We start from the raw sequence: 23110 nt of genomic DNA on the forward strand, positions 1-23110 counted from the left end.
TTACTTCTCCTAATTTAAAATTGATTTTAAACCGAGGATCCGTTCTATTAAGACCATCAGGAGTGCCGTAATCAACATTAAGATTACCGAAATCGCCGAAACAGTGGGATCGTAGTTATTTTGTAAATAATTTAAGATTGCGGTCGGCAGAAGATTCAAGTCAGGACCATTTAAGAATAAAGTAATTGGAATGTTGTTAAAGGAAGTAATAAAGGAAAGGCTTAAAGCTCCCAAAATACTAGGATAAATATTGGGTAAAACAACTTTAATAAAGGTTGTCTTCCAAGGGCAGCCGTAAATTGCTGCCGCCTCCTCTAGATGAGGATCTAAAAGTAATAAACTCGCAGTTAATAAACGAATTGTATAAGGTAGACAAAGTAAGATATGTCCTAATAACAAGGCCAGAATTAATGGAAAATGACAGGTAATTACTAAGCCCTGATAGAGAGCAAATCCAACTACGATTTCCGGAACAAAAGCCGGACTAAGAAAAATAGTTTGAAACCAAGTTTGATATTGCAAGTGGCAGCGGGTCAGTGCGTAAACCGCTGGAATCCCAATTAGTAAGGCTCCTAAGCTGGCAACAAGGGCAATTTCCAAACTGGTTTGAAAACCTTGGAGAAAATCTGGTTGTTTCCCAATGTTTTGGAACCAACGTCCAGTTACTCCATGGATTGGAAAAGTAATTGTTGTCTCAGAGCCGAAGGCCGTGATGAACACGACAATTAAAGGGCCAATTAAGAAAGCTAGTGTTAAAACACTAAGCAAGGTTGTTCCTCGATACTTAGGTCTAAACATGTTTCAATCCTTTCCGGCGACGCATCAAATAATGCATTCCCCCTGTCCAACAAAGGGTAATTACAATTAAAATCAGGGCAATTCGACTAGCTTGCGTCCAATCGCCTAAAGTCATCGCCTGTTGGTAAATTAACGTTGAAAGAACCAAACTACGATTCCCTCCCAAAATCTGTGGCGTCGTGTAAGCCGTCATTGCCCCCGCAAAAACTAAGGTTAATCCTGTTAAAATACCAACTCGTAATTGGGGTAAAATGATTTTTCGCAAAATAACGGCCGGTTTTGCGCCGCAAATACTAGCAGCGGCTTCTAAATTGGGATCTAATTCTTCTAAGCTACTTAATAAAGTCGTAATCATAATCGGTAAAAATAAGTAAACAGAACCAATAACAATCGAAAAACTGGTATAGAGTAATGGCAATGGCGTAACAATTAAATGAGATTTTATTAAAATATTATTTAAAATTCCGTTTTTTCCCAGAATAATAATCCAAGTAAAATTACGAACAATAGCGTTAGTTAAAATCGGAAACAAAATTAATATTGTCCAAAATCTTTTCTTTTTTTGAGCTTTATTATTGATCCAAAAAGCAACCGTAAATCCCAAAATAAGAGTTACAAAAGTAGTAATTATTGCTATAAAAAACGTTCGTCCAATAATCTTTAGGTTACTATAATTGCTAATTAACCCCCAATAACTATTGTTCGTATTTTCCCCAGATAAAGTCGGTCCCAAGATCAGTAATAATGGTCCAATTAAAAAAAGCAAGACAATGATTAGTCCTGGAAGCAACAAGAGTTTGCCTTTCTTATTTGAAAGCATTGATTTCATCCCCTTTCTTTTATTTTATGAAGCTACTATACCACAAAAAGCGAACTAAATAAAATAAATACTCATATATAGTTCGCTATATTATATAAATAATATTCCTCAAATTATTAGATCAGTCTTTAAATGGCCACTTTTTAAATTTATATTTTTAAATAATAATTTACAGAATATAAATATCTATCAGACAGATAAGCCCTGATAGTTGTCGTTAAAAATAGTATTTATTAATATAAGAAAATTATATTAATAAACATATATTTAAGATATTAAATTAATTTAATTACGTATTTTTATTTTATGAAGTGTTTTTTATAAAGACATCTTTTTTAAAAAATTGGCAAATGATTAGTTATATACAATTTAGATTAAAATATTATTATTAATAATTAGTAGATACTATTTTAGTAACGGAGACTATCTAAAGCGGTTATGATTCCTTATAAATTCATTTATATCAATGAATAAACATGGTTTTTATTTTTGTGGTAACATATGTGGTAACAAAAATCGTATTTAAAAGGAAATTTAAAAATGGGACCAACAAATTCAGCAATTCGAAAATATCAGCTTAAATCCGGGCGAGAAAAATATGAGTTCTCAATTCGGGTTAATAGTCAGAAGATAATCCATCGCCGCGGATTTTTAACTTTTAAAGAAGCTAACTTGGCTTATCTTGATTTAAAGCAACAAATCATTCGCGGCTCTTATCTCACTTTAAAGGCTAAAATTAAGTATCAAGACCTCTATCAAACTTGGATTAAACGTTATGCAAATGAGGTCAAAGAAAGCACGCTCAACAAGACGATTCGGACTTTTGAACTCCATATTTTGCCTTATTTTGGCTCAAAATACTTAGATCAAATTACAGTCGCTGAATGTCAAAAGGCTGTCGATCAGTGGTCTTTAAACCTGGTTAAGTACAAATTCATTAGTAACTACGCTGAAAAGATTTTTGCGGAAGCTCTCCGCTTGAGTTATTTAGAGAAGAATCCCTTTAATCAGGTTATTGTTCCTAAGATAACTAATCATGTTAAAGAAGTTCAGCAAGGAAGAAATAACCATAACTTTTATAATAAGGAGGAATTGGCCCGTTTTTTAAAGACGACTAAGGAACGCATGCCCTGGCAGATCTACACTTTCTTTCGTTTATTAGCCTACTCGGGCCTGCGACGAGGGGAAATTTTGGCTCTAACTTGGGGAGATTTAAACTTTAAAGCGGCCACGTTGACCGTTCAGCGAACCATTTCGGTGGGTTTAAATTATCAAGAGTTTATTGCGGCGCCTAAAAGTATCGCTTCTCAACGGACTTTAGTTTTAGACGCACAAACCTTACGGATTTTACGCCAATGGCAAAAAAAGCAGGAACAAGAATTAGCTTGGGATATTGTTCCCGTAACGCAATTTATTTTTCAAGACCCACAAAACCAACACTATCCTTTAGCGCGTCCACGACAGTGGTTGCAAAAGATTATTCGTTGGGGACAGTTACCGCCAATTACTATTCACGGCTTTCGGCATACGCATGCTACCTTGTTGTACGATGAAAATCCCTATATTACCCCCAAGGATGTCCAACGGCGATTAGGTCATGCCAAGGTTGATGTGACGATGAATATTTATGAACATACGACAAGTAATTCGGATTCGAAGATTCTCCAAGCCATGAATCAGCTCAGTCAAGAAAGCCAAGCATAAAAAAACCTCGATGAAAATTATTTTTTCATCAAGGCTTTTTGTACTTTAGGTGGAACTATTCAGCTTATGAAGTTGCCATACTAGTTTAGAAGATAATACTATTGATAGACACATTTGAAGAGCTCACAGACACATAAACTCTCCGGAGTAAATTCTAAACCAGCAGTTTGATATTCTTTTTGGAAAAAATCCCAATGGACTCGACGCCAGTAGTCTAAGGAACGATCCCCTTCTCCTTCTAAATAAGCATGTTCAGCAGTAACTTGCTGGAAAGGAACTTTTTCGACAACTAAGGTTTGCGTAATACAAACCGGCTGATTTTGCGAATCTAAAATAATATTGTAATCACCTACAAGTGGGAGCGCATCTCCATCATGCTCATACAAGGTAAAACCCGAGGTCGTTGCTGTCTTTTGCCCCTGTAAAACTAATTGCGCTAATTCATCAATGGTTTGGGGGTAATAGCCAAAGGACCAGGCTTCGTAATTGTCACTTTGTAACTGCTCTTGCAGCTTAAATTGTTGCCAATAGTCGGTAATTGCGGTCATATTTGTCCCCCAAGAAGTTTATTTCTTAGTTTAACAGTTTCTCTGAATAAACAAAAGCAACCACTTAGCTAAGTGGTTGTTAATTACTCAATGAATTAATCGTTAAATTGATGCCAAATTTCTTGGTCAAAATGTCCCAAACCATTTAAAGCCAAAGTCCGCAAGTAAGCCAGCAATTGAACAAAACCTCACGACTGACTTGGGCCACGACGTTCAACCCCGTCCAATTGGAACCACGTTACTCATGGCGGTGATTCTTTGTCCTGGAGCAATGGTCACTTGAGAACAAGTAATTGTCCATTGGTCAGGAAGAATAGGAGCAAAAATCAAAAATAAATTAAAGTCCGCTGACAAGTATGCCGGTAGGGCCCAAGCCAAGTCATCCATTGCTTCTGGAAGTAAATTTTCTTGAAAGGCAAAGCGGGTGATATTATTTTTTTGAGGCGCAACATCTAATAGGAACATCGTTTGTTCAAAATGAGGATCTGCTAAATCTAAGTCTGAAAATTGTTGATCCATTACTTTGGCTCCTACACAAAATTTGTTCGATAGAAATTATATTTTTGCCGAATTGATTGTAAAACGGGATCCATAATATGTTCCATCCCAGCTTTGTCAAGTTGAAAATGTTGTTGAATAATCAGCTGAATTTTTTCTTGTAACTGAGGTGCCGCTGCCAAAATAGGCTGTAATTTGGTCGTCATAATTTCATAATGCTGCGTATATTGGGGCACGAGCAATCGACAAAAATCCTGATAGGTATCTCTGCTAAAACATCGGCATAGATATGATCAGCATACTTGAGTTCCACTTCTTCTAACAGATCATAGTATTGCCGGTTACTGAGACCACGTTGATCTTTCAACAAATGTTCTTCATCATATTTGTGAACTAAATAAGAATCTTACTCCCGAAAAGCATAGCTAACTAAGCGTTGGCGAAACTTTTGTCCTTCAAAACTCAGATTCGATATTTCAAAGGAAGCAGTAGAGTCCAAACGGTAGGGCTGTAATAATTGTTGAAAGACTAACGCATAAAAAGTATCCTCTAACAATTCCGGCTCTTTTTGCCCCTGATAAAGCGGGCCAGTTCCCTTCAAGGAGGGAGGATGGCGTAAACCATGCCGCGTTTGTTGTAAGGCAAAAATTAAATTCTCGCTAACTTCATCAATTTCCGCTTGGGAACTTAGAATTTGTAAAATTCGTGTCAAAAGTTGAACTAAATGATCTCTTTCCAAAATCTTATTGGAAAAGATTCCCCCCTGATGTTCATACTTGCGCATTTGGCGTTCTAATATGTTCTTCATAAGCATTAATTTGATGTTCAACTTCGACCGGAAGAACTCTTTACATGAAAGACTCACGGGCTAAAGTTCGGACAGCTAAACGTAAACGTTGCCGCATTTTTGGTAAGATGCTTTTTTCGGATTTCTCGATGAGTTAGGAGCCGGGGATCTACTCCCACTACTTGAACAATTGCTTTAGTCTAAGGCAATAAGTCATTAAATTGTTCGGTGGTGTTAATTTAGCAGCCAAACTGAATAAATCAAGCAACGGTTCAGGAGCCCGAGTCTTAATAGTTGAGCTAACTTGGGTCTCATGATATTTGGTTAATTCTGCTTTACAGATATTCTTTTGGATAAAAGTCGGTTGATCATCATCACTACTAGTAAATATATGGCCATTTTGGTCTTTAAATTTAACTTGGTAAAAAGGCTGTTTAACATATCTCTTAATTGCTTCCATTTGATCATAAATCCGACGAACGATTACGCTTTTAAGACGGCCTTGGCGGATACTTTTAACGTCATAACCTGCACTACGTGCAACAGTTGTTGAAGCTCGAGTTAACTGCATTGAGGTAAAATCCCATTTTGAACGTTCTTGGGCCTTTAAATAGTCTCCATCTTGAGCTTGACTAGAAATAGTAATAATTTTTTCAAAGGCTACTTGAAGACTCTTAGCTGACTCATCTGCAAAGTACATTCGGCCCTCAGCCCACTTAAGTGCTTCAATGATTTCCCAGCCAATTAATTCTCCTTTTCCTCAAGGATCATCATCAGTTGCAATTATCAGGGCTTCAATTCCGGAAGTTGCCGCTTTAATCTGATCTAAGACTTTTCTAGAGCCAGTAATCAATTGTTGTTTCCAAGTAAAATCATGCGGATCCCAAGGTAAATCCTCAAGGTTCCACGAAGAATATCTCGTCATTAACTGCAACTGCGGATCTTTTAACATGTTGTGGTCATTAGGCTCACAAAAGGTTATGAGTTGGCCATGACTGGCTACAATTCGAAAATTTTTGTGAGCGTACGTCCCCTGGTAACTGCCAAAAGCAACAGCCATCTTCTTGGCGGCACTGGGCTTTTCCGCTAAAATTAAATAATCAATCATTTTTAACACTCCATTTCTTGATGTCGTTGCTTAGTTTGCCGAATTCGATTAATTATTTGATCCATTTGAATATCAATCTTTTTTAATAAAAGCTTTGAAGTTCTATTGGCGCGATCTAAGCTTTTGAATTTATCAAAGTGCTGTAAGCCTTCCTTTTGGATAAACGTGGCTAAATAATTGAGCGAATCAGTTTTCGTATTAATAACGTAATTTTTAGCTACTGTATATGCCGTCACTTCTGCCTCAAATTCGGCGGTATTTTTATCTACTGGCTGTTTGTCAACTATTTGATCCAGCAGCGTTGCAATAGCATCAAGATTATCAGGAACGTTCCACAAAGACATGCCAGTTAACGTAATATCTTTGCTGATAATTAGTCGAGGATTGAAGTCAAGAGAACCACGATGGCCAATAATAACAATTCGGCAAAACTTTTTTAATATCCCAATATCGTTAATCAAATTAACATTTGCTAACATCTCAATCACGAGATCAACATTTTGAATGTTATCTAAATACGATGGATCATGGTGATTTAAAATCAAATCGGTGCCGGCTTGTTCAACCTGATTGATCCCGTTCAGTGAACTAGCGGTCCCAATAACTTTAGCGCCAGCACGCTTAGCTAGTTGAACAGCCAATAGTTCAATGCTGCCTGAAGCGCCATGAATTAAAATGGTTTCCCCGGCATTCAATTTAGCTTTGTCAAATAGTGAATGATAAGCTGTTGAAGCTGGTGATCCTAAAGTGGCCCCTTCTGAAAAGCTGACAAATTGCGGTAAGAGACGAACAAACTTAACATGACGAACCGTCTTTTCAGCATACGTGCCATTTTGAGCATTAGCTAGAGACGAAGTAACAAAGACCCGATCACCTTTGTTGAATGCAGTGACTCCTGGGCCAAGTTTATCGATTACCCCAGCGCCATCTAAGCCTAGAATATACAGCAAGTTAGGTTTAAAAGCAGTACAGTTTCCCGAACGAATATAGGTATCGACGGGATTAACTCCGGCTGCGTATAATTTAATTCGAACTTCATTTGTCTGTGGCTCAGGTTCCTGAACATCAGTTAATTTCAATAGGTCAGGTGACCCAAATTTTGATAAGCGGATAGCTTTCGTTTTAAGTCTCCTTTAAACATGATTCTTAAAAAAATAATGCCATTTGTAATGAATGCTTCTATTGTGCTTCTGTATCTACACTAATTTCTACAACTTCAATTTCACATAATATATTGGCTGGTAGTTGACAGCCACACAAGTACGAGTCGGTTTTAAAATAAAATACCGTGCATAGATTTGGTTAAAAGCATCAAAGTCAGCCACATCTTGTAGAAAACAAGTTGTTTTTAACACCGCTTTGAAATCACTTTTGCTAGCTTTGAGTACAGCTACAATATTCTGATAAGCTAATTCTGTTTGGGCGGTGATCCCTACGGGAACGTCACCACTTTGGGGATCTAATGGTCCCTGACCAGAGCTGTAAAGTACCCCCCTTAGAAACCATACCCTGAGAATATGGTCCAATCGGCTGTGGAGCTTGACTGGTTTTTATGGTTTTCATAATAAACGCCCTCCTGTTAACATCGTGTATAATTTCTTAGCTAGTGAACTATTTTAAAATTGGTCACAGCTTTATTTTAGATTAAGGTTACCTGTTGAATATAGCGTAGCATGTCCAGCTAATTTGGTAATTTCCCCTTGATAATCGCAGTAAAGAGTACCGGTACGTTCAGAAGCTTGAAATGCAGCAATTTGATTTTTGCCCAGCTTCTTTGCCCAGTAGGGAATGACGTGACAATGACCACTTCCACAAACCGGATCTTCATCAACATTTAATTTAGGTGCAAACGAGCGGGACACACAATCATAGGCCTTACCAGGAGCAGTAACATTTTGCAAAAGGCCATCAAGATGCTTTAACTTTTCCAAATTCGGTTGCATTTTTTTAACTTGATCCTCATTAGTAAATACTGCTAATAAGTCACGTCCAAGATAGGCTTCAATCGGCCGCACGCCAAAAGCCGCTTCCATTTCATCAGTAACTGGTACTGACTTAAGTTCGTAAGATGGGAAGGTCATTTCATATAAGTCGCCTTTCTTAGTCACTTTTAAAGCACCGCTTTGAGTATTAAAGGTGACCGTGTCGGTATCCTTGGGGGTGGCATTTTGAAAGACTAAGTAACCCGTAGCTAAAGTTGCGTGTCCACAAAGGTCGATTTCTCCGCCTGGAGTAAACCACCGTAAATCATAATTAGCATCTGATTTTTTGATAGCAAACGCTGTTTCTGAAAAACGATTTTCCATAGCAATATTTTGCATTAATTTGTCAGTGAGCCATTGATCAACAAAACAAACCGCGGCTGGGTTGCCCTTAAACAACTCATTGGTAAATGCATCTACAACAGACATCTTCATTGAATACCACTCCTTTGATAGTTCGATATAACCTAATCATACTTGTACTTATAGGATAGTTAAAACAAATATAATTAATGATTTCATTAGATAAAATGATTTGTAATGTATAACTGCTATTACCCATACTAGTTCAAGCAAAATTTTGGTCTTTAGTTACAAAAAATTTACTAGCGCAATTGACCCTTATTTTTTAACAATTCCTGAATAAAGTACTGACTAGCAATTGGCAAACGTTGTTTGTCTTGATAAGCAACTGCAATTTCACGCTGAATAGCGGGAACTAGCGGTCGAGTAACAATGTTAAATGGCATGCGTTGCAATACCAATTTAGCCAAAATACTGACTCCCAGTCCTGCCTCTACCATCGTCATGATGGCATAGTCATCGTGAATACGATATTTTATGTTGGGCTTAACCCCTGCAGTGGAAAAGGCGTTTAGTGGCTCACTATAATTGCCTTCTTCCAACAGAATCAAGGGATCGTTCTTAAGTTCCTCTAGTTTCAAAGGAACTTCTGGTTTGCGAGCTAATAGGTGATTTTTAGGCAAAACTGCTAGCATTTCACCTTGTTTAATGGGAATAGTTTTAAATTTGGTAGCCATCGGTGGTGTAGTAAAACCAAAATCAACTGTATTAGTTCTAATCCATTCAGCAATGGAATTGTAATCACCTTGATAAAGTAAAAATTCAACATTGGGATATTTAATTTTGAACTGTTTAATTAACTTGGGTAACCAGTGAACAGTAATACTGGAGATCGTCCCAATTCGGATAACAGCGGTTTTTAAGCCCTTAATCTCGGTCGCCCGCTCTTGAACAGCTTGATACTGACGAATAGCTTGTTGAATTAAAGGATAGAGTCTTGTCCCTCTAAGGTTAATGAAACCCCAGAACGGGACCGATTTAACAACTTAATGGACAATTCATCTTCCAGTGATGCAAGCATCTGACTGATTGAAGATTGGGTATAGCCTAAAACCCCGGCAGTCTTAGTAAAGCTACCAAGTTCAATGATTTTTTGCAGTATTAGGAAACGATTCATGACACATCACTCTTTCTAATGTTTGAATTATAATTATTTGTTTTTATTATTTTACTAGCCAATATATACTAAGCGTAACTTATTCTTCAAGTAATGAATTGATATGTCGATTGAAAATGTCTGTCAGTACTTTAAACAATTTGGCTTAGCCGATCGCGTAGTGGAACACTATCATATTGGTGACACATTAGCGCATGCGGCACAAGTGCTAAATTGTGAAGAAAGGCAAATCGTTAAAGCTGTGACTTTTATGGTTGATGATCAGCTCGTTTTGATTGCATGGCAGGAGACGCTAAAGTTGATAATCATAAGTTTAAAGCAACGTTGGATAGTCGGGCTAAGATGATTCCTTTTGACTAAGTAGAGAGTTTGATTGGTCATATTCCTGGCGCGGTAACTTCATTTGCCGTTAATCCAGGTATAAAGACTTATTTAGATGCTTCACTTAAACGTTTCAAAACTGTGTATACGGCTGGTGGAAGTTTAAATAGTACCATTAAACTATCACTTGGGGAGTTAGAGAAGTATACTAAACTTACAGATTGGGTAGACGTTGGCAAAGGTTGATTCATCAACGAATAATAGTTAACGTCAACTATCAACATTGGAAAAACAAAATAAAAGGGTGTAACGATGAATTTAGATGAAAAGTTTCAATATATGGCAACAGAAAAGCCTTACAATGATTTAGATCCACTTCTATCAGATACTCGTCATCTTTCTACAAAGATGACAAATAGAATTAATCGGGAAGAAGACCCTGAGAAAAGAGAGCAACTGATTCGTGAGTTATTTGGCAGCGCCGGAGTTAGCCCTGAAGTTAGTCCTAACTTCAGGTGTGAGTTTGGTCGTAATATTCATGTTGGTGATCATTTTTATGCGAACTATGATTGTGTTATCTTAGATGGTGCCAAGGTTACGATTGGTGATCGAGTTCTCTTTGGCCCTAAAGTAGGCCTTTATACGGCCAATCACTTATTTGATGCCAAGGAACGTGAAATTGGGGGTTGTATTGCTAAACCAATTACCATTGGTGATCGTTGCTGGTTAGCTGCTAACGTGTCTGTTTTGCCCGGTGTCACCATTGGTAGTGATACTATTATTGGTGCCGGTAGTGTGGTCACCCATGATATTCCCAGTAATGTTATTGCTGCAGGGAATCCATGTAAAGTGATTCGGCCAATTACTAATGATGACAAAACCAGTTTTACCGGCCATGACAATTTGTAAGGGATTACTATTTTTTAATGTCAGCAAAATAATATTAATAAAAAAGTCATGAATCATGGTTCTCAGGAAATTTCTACAACCATGATTCATGACTTTTACATATAGTAAGACTATAGAAACTAGGCCAACTGTTACAGATTTTGTACTGGTCAAACTAATATATTTTCATAACCCCTTTATTCATAACTTGGCTTGCGGTATAGATTCCCTGTATAATGGATAAAGCAAGAAGTTTTAAGGGCGGTGGCTGTCTCTTCCCTTGCGAGGTGAGGCTCATGGGAACATGGAATAATCTTCAGGAAGGTTTCACAGTCAATGAGTGTCTTCCAGACACTCTCGTTGATGTTGCTGTTTGGCACGTTTTTAATTGCGCTACTCAGCTATATCGACAAGCACCGCAAATAAAAAAGCCGCCCTGCGTAACTTTGGCCAGTTACAGGGTAGCTTAATGCTGTCTTATTAACTTCGTCACCGACTTTGAAGCGGCTTGCACGGGAAATCCTGTTCCAGCGGGACTTCCTTTTTCTATTTCTATTATAGCATGTCCTTTAAAAACTGACTAACGTTTCAGACTTTGATCAGATTCAGAATCAGGTTGCTTGATTTCCGTATTTTGTTCAGCAATGTCTTTCAGTTGCTTTTGTGTTCGCTCACTTATTTCTTGGTGAACATCATTTAACTTGTTTTTCAGTTAAGATGACGGTTGTCATAGTCATGCACTCCTTTTGTTAAGAGGATTTTCAAGTTCCATATACCCCTTTTATTAACCTCACTAAACCATTCTTGATGACGTTGAATTTGTTGTTGTTCAGTCTGCTTTTGTTCTAAATACAGACGATATCTTTTGATCGCTTTAATATCACTACAGGTTGACCAGTTAAACAGGACAGCAGCAAGTCCAGTGCCATTAAAGCTGTTGATATGAAGTCTATTTTTATAGACAACGCAAATTCGTATAAGCTCTTCACCAACATATAAATTCCTAGTAAATAGAAGGAGCGATCGAAGTAATAGGACAACTTGGTACACTTATAGGGAGTTACAAAGGGATCTGTGTGCAAGCTGACGACGATTTTCTTAAAATTAATCTCCATTTTTTCACGGAAAATTTGTTACATTAAAAGTAAAAAACTCTTTTCCATTTGCAACGTACAGATTTGAAAGAAGTAAATTAAAAAATTTGAATATAAAACAACTAAGTAATACTAGTGAATAATAGTAGTTCAAATATATCAAGTTCCCCTTTCAAATTAAACCTTCTAACCGTAAAATAGAGAGCTATATTGTTTTAACTGGATTTCTGGGTTATGACTATAGAATTAATCATTTGGCTTAAACTAAAAAAGATCATTCTCAATTTACGCTTGAAAATGATCTTTTCGTTGGTGAGATGAACATATCCAAAACTCTACCAATCCTAGAATATGGGGTAAAGCTCTAGAAGGAAATTATAGATTAATTGTCGATATCTTAGATGATAAATTTTTAGTTCTTATTTTAAAATCTGGAAAAAGAACCGATATTTATAAAAACAAATAATTCAAAAATAAACTGACCTTCCAAACTTACGCGAAATTTTGCCGAGGCAGTTTATTTTTAGATTACTTTCCTTTTGATCCGATAAACGGTACTTCAACCAATATCATATTTTTTTGAAATCTTTAATATAGGAAAATTTTTTTAGGTCTCGGACAATAACACGATAGATTGCTCTCTTTTGAGGTTGAGAACTTGGTCTTAACCAAAAGAGCTTGGCAGCATCAGAGATATTCAGATAGTTGCTATTATATAATTTCTATTCTATATTACGTTTATAGAATATATATTGTACCGAAAGACATAAATAACATTTATAGAATAGAAGTCTACGAAGATCGTCATGGTTATAGTGAGATTAAAAGTTGGCTAGATAGCCTAAATCAAAGCAATCAGAAAGATGATCAAAAAATTTTAAAAAAAGTTCGTTATCAATTAAAAATTTTAGAAGCACTGGGGACTGATATTAGACCGCCACATTCAAAAGTTCTTAAGGGTTACAAATATACAATTATGGAATTAAGACCACAACCAGAAAGAGTCTTTTATGCAAGTTATGATGGCAATAGTTTTATACTACTAAGCCATTACACGAAAAAAAGAATAAAACTGATAAAAAACAAGTTGAGCACGCAATTACCTTATTCGAAGATTGGTTAAAAAGAAAGGAAGGATAGTCATGCTATTAACAAATTTAGAAACAAGTTTTTCTTCAATTCCAGTAGATGAAAAGTTTATCATTGATACTATGGCTAAATTATATGCAGAACGGATCAAAAAGAATATCTCACAGCAAGAATTAGCCGAAAGAATTGGAATGAAACAGCCACAGCTAGCTAAGCTTGAACTATTAGAGTCTATTCCAACTCTAAAAACCTTAAACCGATATGCTAAAGGAGTCGGAATGAAATTAAACATAGGTCTAGTCCCAGTTTAAAACCGTTGCTGTTTTAAAAATCGCCCAGTTTTTACTCTTAGTGTTAGAAATAGCACTGAGAGTTTTTTTATTCAATCGTTTTATGGTAGTTCCCTTTTAATTCGGTAAACGGTGCTTCGACCAATACCATATTTTTTTGAAATCTCTAATATAGGAACATTCTTTTCCAGATCTCGGACAATAGCATGATAGATCGCTCTCTTTTGTGGATTAGCAGCATGAGCACTATACTCTTTTGCTTTACCTTTATAAATTCCCCTCTTTTTGGCAATTTCAATCCCTTCACGTTGTCTAGTTCTAATATGTTCTCTTTCTGATTGAGCAATATAACCCATCAGATCTAAAACTAAGTTAGTCAATAAGTTACGTAAGTTAGTATCTTCAATTCCCTCGAAGGATGGGAGATTTAAAATATCAATTGTAGCTCCTTTATTTTTGATCTGATTTAAAATATCTCTGATATCATCAGAGTTTCTACCTAAACGATCCAAGCTGTTGACAATAACTACATCATCATCGCGAATATAACCTAAAAGCTCTTTTAGTTGCGGGCGTTCCATATTCTTGCCAGATAGCTTTTCAGCGAATATCTTTTTACATTCGGCTTTTTGTAGCATCTCTATTTGTCGAGCTAAATTTTGACTTTTAGAAGATACTCGGGCATAACCAACTTTCAATGTCCTTCTCACGCCTTTCATTGATACACCCTTATGATACACATAATTTCAATAAAAATATAGCTTTTTCTACTGGATCATAAGAGTACACCCAGAAATAACAAAACCATTACTGTTAAGTTATGACTTACATTTAATTGAGTAAGACATTTTGCACCTACTTGAGAACATTTGAATCTTTGATTGGTAAGGCAATTTGTTGCATAAGTCATAACCTCCTTTGATGATATAATAGTGCATAATTGACGTACGTTATCATGCACACCTATAATATTAGATAATTGAGGAGGGGAAATCATATGGTAAAAATTATTAATCCCACCACAGCACGAACAAATCTATTTTCACTTATGGCGTTTTAGATTTTTTATGTGCCAAGGCCTCGAGTTTTTCAAAGTATGCTACCCGGATTCGTAAAAGCTCGTTTTCTTCTTGAAGTTGTTTCAATGTCTTAGATTGTTTAGATTTATCTGTCATTTTTAAAGACCGTCCTTTAGATGGCTTAAGACGTCCCTCAATCAGTCTTCGTTCCCAGTCCCAAACCACCATTTACCTGTAAGATACAGATTTTATCTTAAGACTCAGTCATCATCGGTAAAACTGTGGGTATGACTTTACTCAACAGATACGTTTCATTAGACAAATCATTTATAAAAGATTTTCCAGGCAAGTCTTTCAAATACTCCTGAAGTACAAACTCTACATTATCTGGCCATCCGTGGATATAGTCCATTAATTGTTGATCTCCATTATACATTCTTTTTATGAATGCTATATCTGAAATATCAGACGTTTTTAATTCCATCGGTTCGATTTTTCTAACATGTCGCTGGACTCCAGCATAACTTTCATTTCCTCCAGTTTGGACATATGATCTTACGTATGGCAACCCAAATATGTCATTACTAGAAATATAGATAATTTCATCTGCTAAAATGTGCCCTTGAGAAAAGTAGCTGGTTTTACCAGCATTTGATATGCCTAGTAAAAGCTTTTTCTTACCATTAAATTCTCCAATTACTCCATGAATTGGGTAAACTCCTCTTTTTAGCATTGTTTCAGTTATTCTAGCTTCAATAATTTTTTGGAGTAATAAAAAGTCCTTGAGTAACTTTTTTAGATCAACATATTGAATCAACACAACGCTGCTCATATATTCAACATTACAAAATGAGGTTCTAGTAAACAGCGTTCCATTTGTTGACTGCCCCTTAATGAACTCACCTTCATCTAAACTAACGTAGTCAACCTCATCATAACTTTCCACTTTTGAAAACTTGAATATTTCAACTGGCATTAGCACATTATGATTCATAATAGAGGCTGTTAAAAAATAGTATTTATTCAATTCGTTTAAAATACTTTTCTCATCTGAGGAAAACAACATCTTTATATCTGAAATAGCTGCCACCAAGTTAAACCGTTCCAAGATATCACTTATTGGAACATTTGCATCTACCAGATTATCGCAGATAGACAATTTTCCCTTTTGAAGCACCGCTTTGTACTTATTCATTAGTATCACCTCTGACTTTTTTTCTCGCGAGCCACACTGCTAAACGTTTTAAGCGTGTATTAATCTCATTTTCACCGATATTAATTGAAGAAAAACGCAAACTTATATATTCTTGAAATTCATCATCCGTTAGCAGATCCTTTAACAATAATGGTAGCCACTTTTGATTTAAGGTTGTAATTCGATTTTCCACCAAAACCATGGTTCCCAATGAATCAACTGCATTACCAACCACCATAGCCCTGACATACTTGTCCGCGACCTTTGTATCCGTAAGGTCATTCAAAAACTGATAATAAAACTTTTTTTCTAAGGTATTAAAATCAAGTTTATTTTTTGCTGTAGCTAAAATGCGCTTTAATGTGTCATCTCTATCCTGCAGAACTTTACCGGAAATTACCCGACCACTCATTAAATTTAAATCATGCTTAGCATCTAATACTTGTTGGACGAATGTATTAACGAATTTTTCAAATTCATGTACGTTAATGATTTGTAAATGAATTTTCTGATGTTGAAATATATCCACAACTAGCTCTTTAGCATGATAACCATCAACTACAACAAATATATCTAAATCACTTAAATCATTGGACACTCCCATAACTGTTGATCCATGCTGAATCATTCCAATAATATCAAGTTTCTTCAATTTTTTATTCTGTTCTATATACTCCGCTATCAATATAATCCCCCCCTATACCCAGACCAGAAATATTATGACAAGAAAAACTAGGACTCGAACAATGTGATGCTTTAAATGGAAATTATTAATTGCAATTCCATGCATAATTGCGGCCGCAGCAATTATACATGTTGCAACAGTGACTGTGATTTTAATTAGCAAATTAGTACCTACAATGAAGACCAGCAATACTAAAACCATACTTAATATATTGAGACTCCCTGAGATTTGCAATAACCGCGAACCCGTACGAAACTCTTTAAAATTGATAAGTGTCGTAATACTCATTAATACCGTGATTAACAAAAGCGTATATTCTGCAACTATATTAAGCATATGATCGCTCCCTTAAGGTATAATTCGAATTCCTTTAAATGCCGCAAAAACAACCGCTAACGCGGACAAAATAAATAACACGCCCCACACTGTAGATACCAATTTTTGCTTAACCGATTCTTTCCGTTGATGATTTCTTAAAAATCTTCGAAAAAAAACGTTTCCTAACACCGTAAACACCAGTTATTTCTTGAAAAAGACTGTATCCATCACTTCTAAAAAGAAATGGATATATGGAAATTCCGACCATAATCAGGGCTGCGTACGCGTATTTTTTTAGAAAAACACCCATCATATCATTGCCCATTTGAAATTCTAATGCTGCTAAACTAAAAACGATTCCGACAAATCCTAACATAGAAATAATTACTCTTGAAAATACGTAGATACGATCACTTTTATCTTTCTCATATAGATATACCTTATTTGTTGTAAATGATAAAAACATAAACCAGGTTATTCTAATTGCAGCTTCGCGAACTCGACTCCCTACAGATAGCGTATACAACGTTTCAAATATCTCATGAAGAATCGCTGTCAAAACAACTGAGAAATAGATAACCAGCAAATCATTACGATTTAATTCTTCAAATATCAGTAGTTGCCTATTTAAATAGACAGACGTAAGTCCCATGACAATAAATGTCACACTCAAACCTGTTAGAATTGATATATGTTTGGGTCGAACCACTATATTCTCCAAATTAATAGGAATTCGGATTCGAACAATTCTATAAATCATCGACCAAAACCTTCCAAAAGTAAATCCAGAACCTGCTCGTACTGGAACAATTACATGTCTATCTAAAAAAAAGGCGATTAAGTCAAGATCAGCTTTGGAATATTTCTCATCTAATTCTGTTTCTTGATTGAAGCTTAGCAATACTTTGGCATAATATTTTTTTACCTTAAAACTCGTTTTCCTCGTTATAACCATGTATTGGGTTGTATCGTCGATTTGTTCAATCACTGTACCCGGAGCCAAAATATACTTAGGATTCCATGGTTGCTTCGCTGATCTCAATACCTGATTCATTAAAATCACTCTCTTTTTTGCCGTGCCCTACATTCTGAAGGCTTTCGTAAAATAACGTTTTTACTCTTCCAATCGGGTTATCTTTCATTAAAATCTGTTTCTTTTGAACAACATTGGCCATTTCAAAGTTCTTACTAGCGAAATCCTTGAACGTATTCAAATATTGCAATACTAGTTCTCTAGTCCGTTTGAATTCCTTTTTGGCAATCGATACACAGAAGTATATATCCATACCGTCCTTGTTCTTTGTTTGAACAGTTTGTGAACGATAGATTAGGCCCTTACTACGCAAGACTCCTGTCAATGTAGTCAAAAATTCCTGTAGTAAGATGCTAATATTTTCACTTCCTAATACGTGTATCTTCACTGTGTAACAAGTCTCTTCAGTGGGAACTGTTTTTGAGTAGAATGACTGAATACCTTTTGATTGAATTACTTTGGCATTATTAAGACTATTAACACGAATAATGGTATTTTTGGCATCCGTATCTGATGAAATTAAATTGCTAAATTTTTTAAGCTCCTCAACCTTAGAATAAATATCTGCTAATTTAATACGCTCTAAAGACTCAATACTTCCTAAAATAGGAATTTCGTCCGGATTAGCGGATAATTTTGCAATTAGTAATTCAAAATTATCCAAAAAATAATGTTTTATTTCTCTTATAACTAATTTCTTTTCACTCAACATTTTTTCTTCAGAAACGTCAAAATTGCAAAAAATATTTTCCATAAATGTTTTGGTCAAATCATCATCCTCGTTTAAGCTCTGAACATAAAACAAAGTAAAATCAAATGATGTCGCACCATTAAATGCAATACCTGCTTTATTCATAGAATCCATCATTTTTTTATTAGAACTTGTTTCAAATATCAGATGTTCTGTTAAATGTGCTAATCCTGATTTGCCAGCCGGATCAGAAATCGATCCAAATGGTGCACCTGCACCATATGCTATCGTTTGAAACCCACTCATAGTCTCACCTCCACTAACTTATGAAAATCGTCTGAAGCTTTATAACCCACACTATCATTTAAAATCTCTTTGAAAATTGACATGCCCAATTTATATTTGAAACACTTACCCTTTACAAATTGTGACTTGAGATAAACCGGGTTAAGGGTTGACGTTACCTGTTCCCTAGATAATAAGCAAAAGCACTTAACCTGTGAAATTGAAAGAGTTGAAAATTTTGGTGTTTGTAAATTCAACAGAACTTTTGCCTCACTATTGATTACACTTTTGGATTTTATCCAACTTTTCTTTAAAAATTCAGGATGAAATTTTTTTAGATCTCGCATATATATACCTGGGCACCTGCTCAATGCTTGAATCGTACCGTCTTCACTAATAGCAACAAATTCGTCCGTTAGTAACTCCCATCCATTTGCTACCAGGTTCAGGGCACTTGACGTTTTTCCACTACCTTTCGGCCCTATAAACAGAACTGCCCTATTTGTTTGTGGATTTCTTACTAAAGAAGCATGTATGCCCCAAACTGCATTTTCTAAAATCTTTTGTCTTACAAGTTCCGTGACTCCTCCCCTGAGCAGTCCATACATAACATCTACTTGATCATTCAAGGTCTCATCATAATAAAGCTCCAGTAAGCTTTCACTTTGTTTACGGATAGAATGCCCATAATCAAAATACACAAATTTCTGATCACTCCATACACTACAGACTTCATTAATTCCGATAAGCTCAGCATTTGGAGCTATAATTTTATTTATATCATTTGTTAGTTTCAATGAAATATGTGCATTGTTCTCAATACTAGAAAATTCATTCCTAATATTTTCAATCATTTCCTCAATATCCATACTAGCTATCCCCTTGTTGTAAACTAGAAATAAAAGGGTGAGGAGCAAAGGATTTAACCTTGCCCTTCACCCTTTTATTTCTAACTTAAAAGCTAATGTAGTAGAAATTGTTTCTTCGCTAAGAATCCTGTTTCACCGCCATCGAATTCTTCAATCTCGGCCAAGTCAATTGTTTGATCGGATTTGTTTTGAGTCATCATGAATCACCTCTCTATCAAACAAGTATCATCTTCTAGATACCTGTTTTGGATTGGGAACATCATACATCCGCTAAAGATATAATGCAATGCTTTTTAAGCGTAAATTAATTATTCTTTAATCTTTGCTCATTCGATTCCTACAACAACCCCATAACAAAGGCACTTTAAGAAATATATTTTTTCTGTTGGATATATATTTCTTATTTAAAATTAATTAATGATTAGAAAGCGGTGATTTTACGAAAGAGTATCTGGTAGATTGCAAATTTAATCCGAATTTTTTGACAAATTGGTCAACATAACCTGGTAAGGTGTTTGCCTGCCAGTTAAGTATTTTAAGAGGTCTCTGATTAATTTAGAGTAACGTCGTTGTTAAATCTTGAGCACTAATGTGCTCAAAACAAGTCCCCTTAGGGTAAAAATAACGTAAGTTCCGATTAAATTGTTCATTACTGCCGCGTTCAGCTGGCGTATAAGCATGGCAGTAATAGGTCGGAATATCGTATTGTGATTCAAATGACACTAGATTGCTAAACTCAGTGCCGCGATCGACAGTAAAGCTGTGTACCGGCCCCTTAAAAGTTGCTAGAAACTTCATTAAGGCCTCATTAACAGCTGCTGCCGTCTGATCTTTTAATTGATAGGCCCAAAGAAAACGTGATTTACGATCAAGTAAAGTTAATAAAACGGCCTTACTGGGGTCAATGGAACATCCATACGGAAAGTAGCGGTAGGCGCCTTAATCAAAAATCCAAAACGCTGTTAAATCAACGTTTTGGATTTTTAGTTACTGAACTAAGTCACTATTTGCTCGGAACATTCTCACAAAAAGTAGCGGTAGAAATTAAATCCCGAACATTAGCTATTTTCCTCAGGCGTATCTAATGGTCGTAATTGGCCATCTGCGAGGGCTTCATCATATTGAAATGTATACTGGCCAATAAAATTGATATGCTCAAACATCAGTGGCGATAGTTTACCGATCATTTCATCGTCACATTGATACCCCTCCGTTTTCATCTTGTCAATAATTGCTGCTATATATAAGGTGTTCCAATAAATGATAGCATTGGTCACCAGACTGAGCGCAGTTAATTGTTCCTCCATACCATCAAAATAAGTCTGATACAGTTTGCCTTTCCGGCCATAGAAAATGCTACGGCAGAGGGCGTGGCGGGCTTCCCCCTTATTAAGTTGCTCTAAAATTTGCCGGGCATAACCCTCATCGGAAAGATAGCGCAGTTGATGTTTCGTTTTATAAACTTTGCCATACTCCGTAATTGCTTTGCCTAGTTGGGTTGGATGGCCTTCCCGCTGTAAGGCTTGTGTTAATTCAGTGGCGTTGACCTTCCCTGATTTTAGCGAGGTGGCTACTCGGAGAATATCGTCCCAATTATCCGCAATTAATTGACGGTTAATCCGATTTTGAGAGACCTGGTTGAGAATTTGATAATCGGCCTGTGGATCACAACGCCAGAGCTTAGTCCCCTGATTATTTGCAATTCGGGGACTAAATTGAAAACCTAGGAGGCCAAACAACCCAAAAACTAAGTCACTGTAACCCGCAGTATCCGTCATAATCTGCTGGGGTTCTAAATCACTGGTTTGATTCAAAAAACCTGCCAATAAATACAGCGAATTGCGTAAAGTTCCGGCCACGACCATACCATAAAAGCCAATGTATTGATCTGAAACGAAGTTGTAGAAAGTAATCCCCCAACCGCGACCAAAATAGCGCGGGCTGCGGCGTGACATAACGAATACCATCTGCTGAAGCCATTTGCCCGTCACCCCAAATTTGAGCGATTTTCAGTTGCCAATGGGCATTAATAATCCGGTGATTAGCCGCTGATAGGGTATCTAATCGCAAATATTGATGGTCAATGTACAGGAGGCGGTCATATTTTAAATTGCGATCCGTCTTCTTGGCCACCGGTGAAATCCCGATATTACAAGCTTCTGCCAATAGTACGGCTAAGATACTGATATCTACATGCTTCATTTTGGTCTCCCCGGCATTCAGATGGGTAAAACAATGGGTTAACTGTAGCTGTTGATTCACTTCTAGCAGGAGATCGGATAAATCGATCTTGGGAATTAACCGCCGGACGCGATTTCGAAAAGCCAATTCATCTTTGTGTTCTCGTACTTTGCGTAGTTTGGCAACCACAATTTTATCGTGTCCATCAACTTGTTCAATCCGGCCCATCTCTGAAGCCGGCCAATTTTTTAGCGTTTCTTGATACGAAAGTTCTAAGTCAGTTTCAAGCATGTCAACGGCTGCTTGGCCGGTTGCCGGCAAGTCTAATTGCTGAATTAAGATTGCTTTTTGCTGCTGCCAGGTGGCTTGATCAATCAAACAAGCCATCGGATCGGTGTATCGCTCGCTTTGGGTTACATAAATATCATGCCGTTTAAGGCCATGCATCAATTGCTCAATACCCGCAATTAGAACGCACTGATTCGTGAGGTTGGGGTGCTGGTGGATATAATACTGCCATTTTTTCGGGAGCTGGTCCTCGATCCTTTGAAACATCGGATAGGTAATTGGCCGAGGAAAACGCTGTTCAATTAACCGCCAAACCGTTAAGCTGGCTTGACCATAGTGGGTACCGACAAAGTCAATCGTTGCTAATATATCGGGAATAAATTTTCTGAATTTGCGATAGGAGGTTAACAATTCTTCAATGGCAATCGGCTCTTCATCATTATGCACCAGCTGATTCACCTGGGTCACAGCTGATTGAATATTATCCGGCCCATATTGTTGCAGGATCGTTGGTCGTAAGGTTTGCTGATCAACGGTGTCGTCTAGGACTAAGCTTACAATTTTTGCTAAAGTTAACGCCGCATGATCTAAATCTTTTAAAGTGCGTATCCGTTCCTTAGTTTCTTTATTCTTAGCGCGTTTAAAGAGCGCCTCGTAGAAGCGTGAAAGTGCCAATAGTTGCTCATCCATCACTCGTCGGCGATATTCGTAAATAAACGCGACTAGTAAGGCCGTTTGGCGGATTGGCTTCATTCGTTTAATCAGACTGGCTTTGGCGTTAAACGCATATTGGGCAAGCTGTTTTAGTTTACCTTCTGGAATCGTGGCTAATTGCCAACTGTCGGTTTGAAACTGTTCAAATTGTCGTAGCCGTTGAAAACCACGTTGAATCTCCTTGCGACTTTCATCCATTACCGGCTTTCGCAGGACATCCATGCGAATCGTGGCGCCATCCACAGGCGTTTCAACCGCCATTAATAGTTTTTTTAATTGGTGAATCTCAGCCGCCGTTGGCATCGCAGCGATAGCTTGATCGATTTGCTCAGCAGCTAATTCAATGATTTGGCTGACAAAGCGTTCAAAAGTCGTGATTCCTGGTAACAAGATTTTTTCATCTATTTAGTAATGAATGTTTGAGC

At 36.7% G+C, this 23110-nt stretch carries 26 protein-coding genes and 2 pseudogenes; 6 read left to right on the forward strand and 22 right to left on the reverse strand.

Annotated features, from left to right (window positions below):
* Positions 1–9: 9 nt before the first annotated feature.
* Both HU830_RS01390 and HU830_RS01395 read right to left on the reverse strand, forming a co-directional pair.
* Positions 10–798: an ABC transporter permease gene (locus tag HU830_RS01390; RefSeq protein WP_176942027.1), complete on the reverse strand. Its 789-nt coding sequence runs from the start codon at positions 796–798 to the stop codon at positions 10–12.
* Positions 791–1618 carry an ABC transporter permease gene (locus HU830_RS01395; protein WP_176942028.1) on the reverse strand — a complete coding sequence of 276 codons (828 nt, stop codon included), beginning with the start codon at positions 1616–1618 and terminating at the stop codon, positions 791–793. Before HU830_RS01395 ends, HU830_RS01390 begins: the two co-directional genes overlap by 8 nt.
* 540 nt (positions 1619–2158) lie before the next feature.
* On the opposite strand from HU830_RS01395, the gene HU830_RS01400 reads away from it, so the two are divergent.
* The gene (locus HU830_RS01400) at positions 2159–3322 is read left to right on the forward strand and encodes a site-specific integrase (protein WP_176942029.1); all 1164 of its coding nucleotides are present in this window, start codon (positions 2159–2161) and stop codon (positions 3320–3322) included.
* Between the two features lie 98 nt (positions 3323–3420).
* Here the strand turns inward: HU830_RS01400 and HU830_RS01405 are convergent, their stop codons facing one another.
* The 11 genes from HU830_RS01405 to HU830_RS08720 form a co-directional block, all read right to left on the reverse strand.
* Positions 3421–3870 carry an ASCH domain-containing protein gene (locus HU830_RS01405; RefSeq protein ID WP_176942030.1) on the reverse strand — a complete coding sequence of 150 codons (450 nt, stop codon included), beginning with the start codon at positions 3868–3870 and terminating at the stop codon, positions 3421–3423.
* 213 nt (positions 3871–4083) lie between these two features.
* Complete coding sequence (locus HU830_RS01410) at positions 4084–4389, reverse strand: hypothetical protein (protein WP_324196236.1); 306 nt, start codon at positions 4387–4389, stop codon at positions 4084–4086.
* Between the two features lie 11 nt (positions 4390–4400).
* On the reverse strand, positions 4401–4610 hold the full coding sequence (locus HU830_RS01415; protein ID WP_176942031.1) for a hypothetical protein: 210 nt from the start codon (positions 4608–4610) through the stop codon (positions 4401–4403).
* A gap of 164 nt (positions 4611–4774) precedes the next feature.
* Positions 4775–5176 carry a hypothetical protein gene (locus HU830_RS01420; RefSeq protein WP_176942032.1) on the reverse strand — a complete coding sequence of 134 codons (402 nt, stop codon included), beginning with the start codon at positions 5174–5176 and terminating at the stop codon, positions 4775–4777.
* 157 nt (positions 5177–5333) lie between these two features.
* Complete coding sequence (locus HU830_RS01425; protein WP_176942033.1) at positions 5334–5855, reverse strand: hypothetical protein; 522 nt, start codon at positions 5853–5855, stop codon at positions 5334–5336.
* A 60-nt stretch (positions 5856–5915) separates the two neighbouring features.
* Positions 5916–6263: a toprim domain-containing protein gene (locus HU830_RS01430; RefSeq protein WP_176942034.1), complete on the reverse strand. Its 348-nt coding sequence runs from the start codon at positions 6261–6263 to the stop codon at positions 5916–5918.
* Between the two features lie 2 nt (positions 6264–6265).
* The gene (locus HU830_RS01435) at positions 6266–7342 is read right to left on the reverse strand and encodes an NADPH:quinone reductase (RefSeq protein ID WP_176942035.1); all 1077 of its coding nucleotides are present in this window, start codon (positions 7340–7342) and stop codon (positions 6266–6268) included.
* 129 nt (positions 7343–7471) lie between these two features.
* Positions 7472–7789, reverse strand: coding sequence for a RidA family protein (locus tag HU830_RS01440; protein WP_228765685.1), 318 nt, complete (start codon positions 7787–7789; stop codon positions 7472–7474).
* A gap of 108 nt (positions 7790–7897) precedes the next feature.
* Entirely contained in the window at positions 7898–8680 is a 783-nt protein-coding gene (locus HU830_RS01445) for a PhzF family phenazine biosynthesis protein (protein ID WP_176942036.1), read from the reverse strand.
* Between the two features lie 170 nt (positions 8681–8850).
* Positions 8851–9564 carry a LysR family transcriptional regulator substrate-binding protein gene (locus HU830_RS08715; RefSeq protein ID WP_324196248.1) on the reverse strand — a complete coding sequence of 238 codons (714 nt, stop codon included), beginning with the start codon at positions 9562–9564 and terminating at the stop codon, positions 8851–8853.
* Positions 9531–9725, reverse strand: a complete 195-nt coding sequence (locus HU830_RS08720; RefSeq protein ID WP_228765687.1) for a helix-turn-helix domain-containing protein — start codon at positions 9723–9725, stop codon at positions 9531–9533. Before HU830_RS08720 ends, HU830_RS08715 begins: the two co-directional genes overlap by 34 nt.
* A 369-nt stretch (positions 9726–10094) precedes the next feature.
* Between HU830_RS08720 and HU830_RS09065 the strand changes: the two genes are divergently transcribed.
* The 5 genes from HU830_RS09065 to HU830_RS01475 all read left to right on the forward strand — a co-directional run bounded on the left by HU830_RS09065 (position 10095) and on the right by HU830_RS01475 (position 13428).
* The gene (locus tag HU830_RS09065; RefSeq protein WP_324196237.1) at positions 10095–10292 is read left to right on the forward strand and encodes a YbaK/EbsC family protein; all 198 of its coding nucleotides are present in this window, start codon (positions 10095–10097) and stop codon (positions 10290–10292) included.
* A gap of 66 nt (positions 10293–10358) precedes the next feature.
* The gene (locus HU830_RS01460; RefSeq protein WP_057745206.1) at positions 10359–10955 is read left to right on the forward strand and encodes a sugar O-acetyltransferase; all 597 of its coding nucleotides are present in this window, start codon (positions 10359–10361) and stop codon (positions 10953–10955) included.
* 342 nt (positions 10956–11297) lie between these two features.
* Complete coding sequence (locus HU830_RS01465; protein WP_228765720.1) at positions 11298–11360, forward strand: putative holin-like toxin; 63 nt, start codon at positions 11298–11300, stop codon at positions 11358–11360.
* Between the two features lie 1326 nt (positions 11361–12686).
* Positions 12687–13151 (forward strand): type II toxin-antitoxin system RelE/ParE family toxin, encoded by a 465-nt coding sequence (locus tag HU830_RS01470; protein ID WP_324196239.1) that lies wholly within the window; start codon positions 12687–12689, stop codon positions 13149–13151.
* A 19-nt stretch (positions 13152–13170) separates the two neighbouring features.
* Entirely contained in the window at positions 13171–13428 is a 258-nt protein-coding gene (locus tag HU830_RS01475; protein WP_176942037.1) for a helix-turn-helix domain-containing protein, read from the forward strand.
* 80 nt (positions 13429–13508) lie between these two features.
* Here HU830_RS01475 and HU830_RS01480 read toward each other — a convergent pair whose 3' ends face one another.
* The 9 genes and pseudogenes from HU830_RS01480 to HU830_RS09070 form a co-directional block, all read right to left on the reverse strand.
* Positions 13509–14126 carry a recombinase family protein gene (locus HU830_RS01480; protein ID WP_176942038.1) on the reverse strand — a complete coding sequence of 206 codons (618 nt, stop codon included), beginning with the start codon at positions 14124–14126 and terminating at the stop codon, positions 13509–13511.
* Positions 14127–14453: 327 nt separating this feature from the next.
* Complete coding sequence (locus HU830_RS08980) at positions 14454–14582, reverse strand: hypothetical protein (RefSeq protein WP_267463523.1); 129 nt, start codon at positions 14580–14582, stop codon at positions 14454–14456.
* A 97-nt stretch (positions 14583–14679) separates the two neighbouring features.
* Positions 14680–15621: a hypothetical protein gene (locus tag HU830_RS01490; RefSeq protein WP_176942040.1), complete on the reverse strand. Its 942-nt coding sequence runs from the start codon at positions 15619–15621 to the stop codon at positions 14680–14682.
* On the reverse strand, positions 15614–16306 hold the full coding sequence (locus HU830_RS01495) for a nucleotidyltransferase domain-containing protein (protein ID WP_176942041.1): 693 nt from the start codon (positions 16304–16306) through the stop codon (positions 15614–15616). The genes HU830_RS01490 and HU830_RS01495 overlap by 8 nt, the downstream gene beginning before the upstream one ends.
* A 445-nt stretch (positions 16307–16751) precedes the next feature.
* On the reverse strand, positions 16752–17678 hold the full coding sequence (locus HU830_RS01500) for a hypothetical protein (protein WP_176942042.1): 927 nt from the start codon (positions 17676–17678) through the stop codon (positions 16752–16754).
* Positions 17635–18654 carry an insulinase family protein gene (locus HU830_RS01505; protein WP_176942043.1) on the reverse strand — a complete coding sequence of 340 codons (1020 nt, stop codon included), beginning with the start codon at positions 18652–18654 and terminating at the stop codon, positions 17635–17637. Before HU830_RS01505 ends, HU830_RS01500 begins: the two co-directional genes overlap by 44 nt.
* On the reverse strand, positions 18651–19502 hold the full coding sequence (locus HU830_RS01510; protein ID WP_176942044.1) for an ATP-binding protein: 852 nt from the start codon (positions 19500–19502) through the stop codon (positions 18651–18653). Before HU830_RS01510 ends, HU830_RS01505 begins: the two co-directional genes overlap by 4 nt.
* A gap of 467 nt (positions 19503–19969) precedes the next feature.
* Positions 19970–20399: pseudogene (locus HU830_RS01515) on the reverse strand (IS30 family transposase); the annotation flags it as partial.
* Positions 20400–20560: 161 nt separating this feature from the next.
* Positions 20561–23090, reverse strand: a pseudogene (locus HU830_RS09070) (Tn3 family transposase); the annotation flags it as partial.
* Between the last annotated feature and the right edge of the window lie 20 nt (positions 23091–23110).

Origin of the sequence: Bombilactobacillus apium, assembly GCF_013385145.1 — a bacterium.
GTDB lineage: Bacteria > Bacillota > Bacilli > Lactobacillales > Lactobacillaceae > Bombilactobacillus > Bombilactobacillus apium.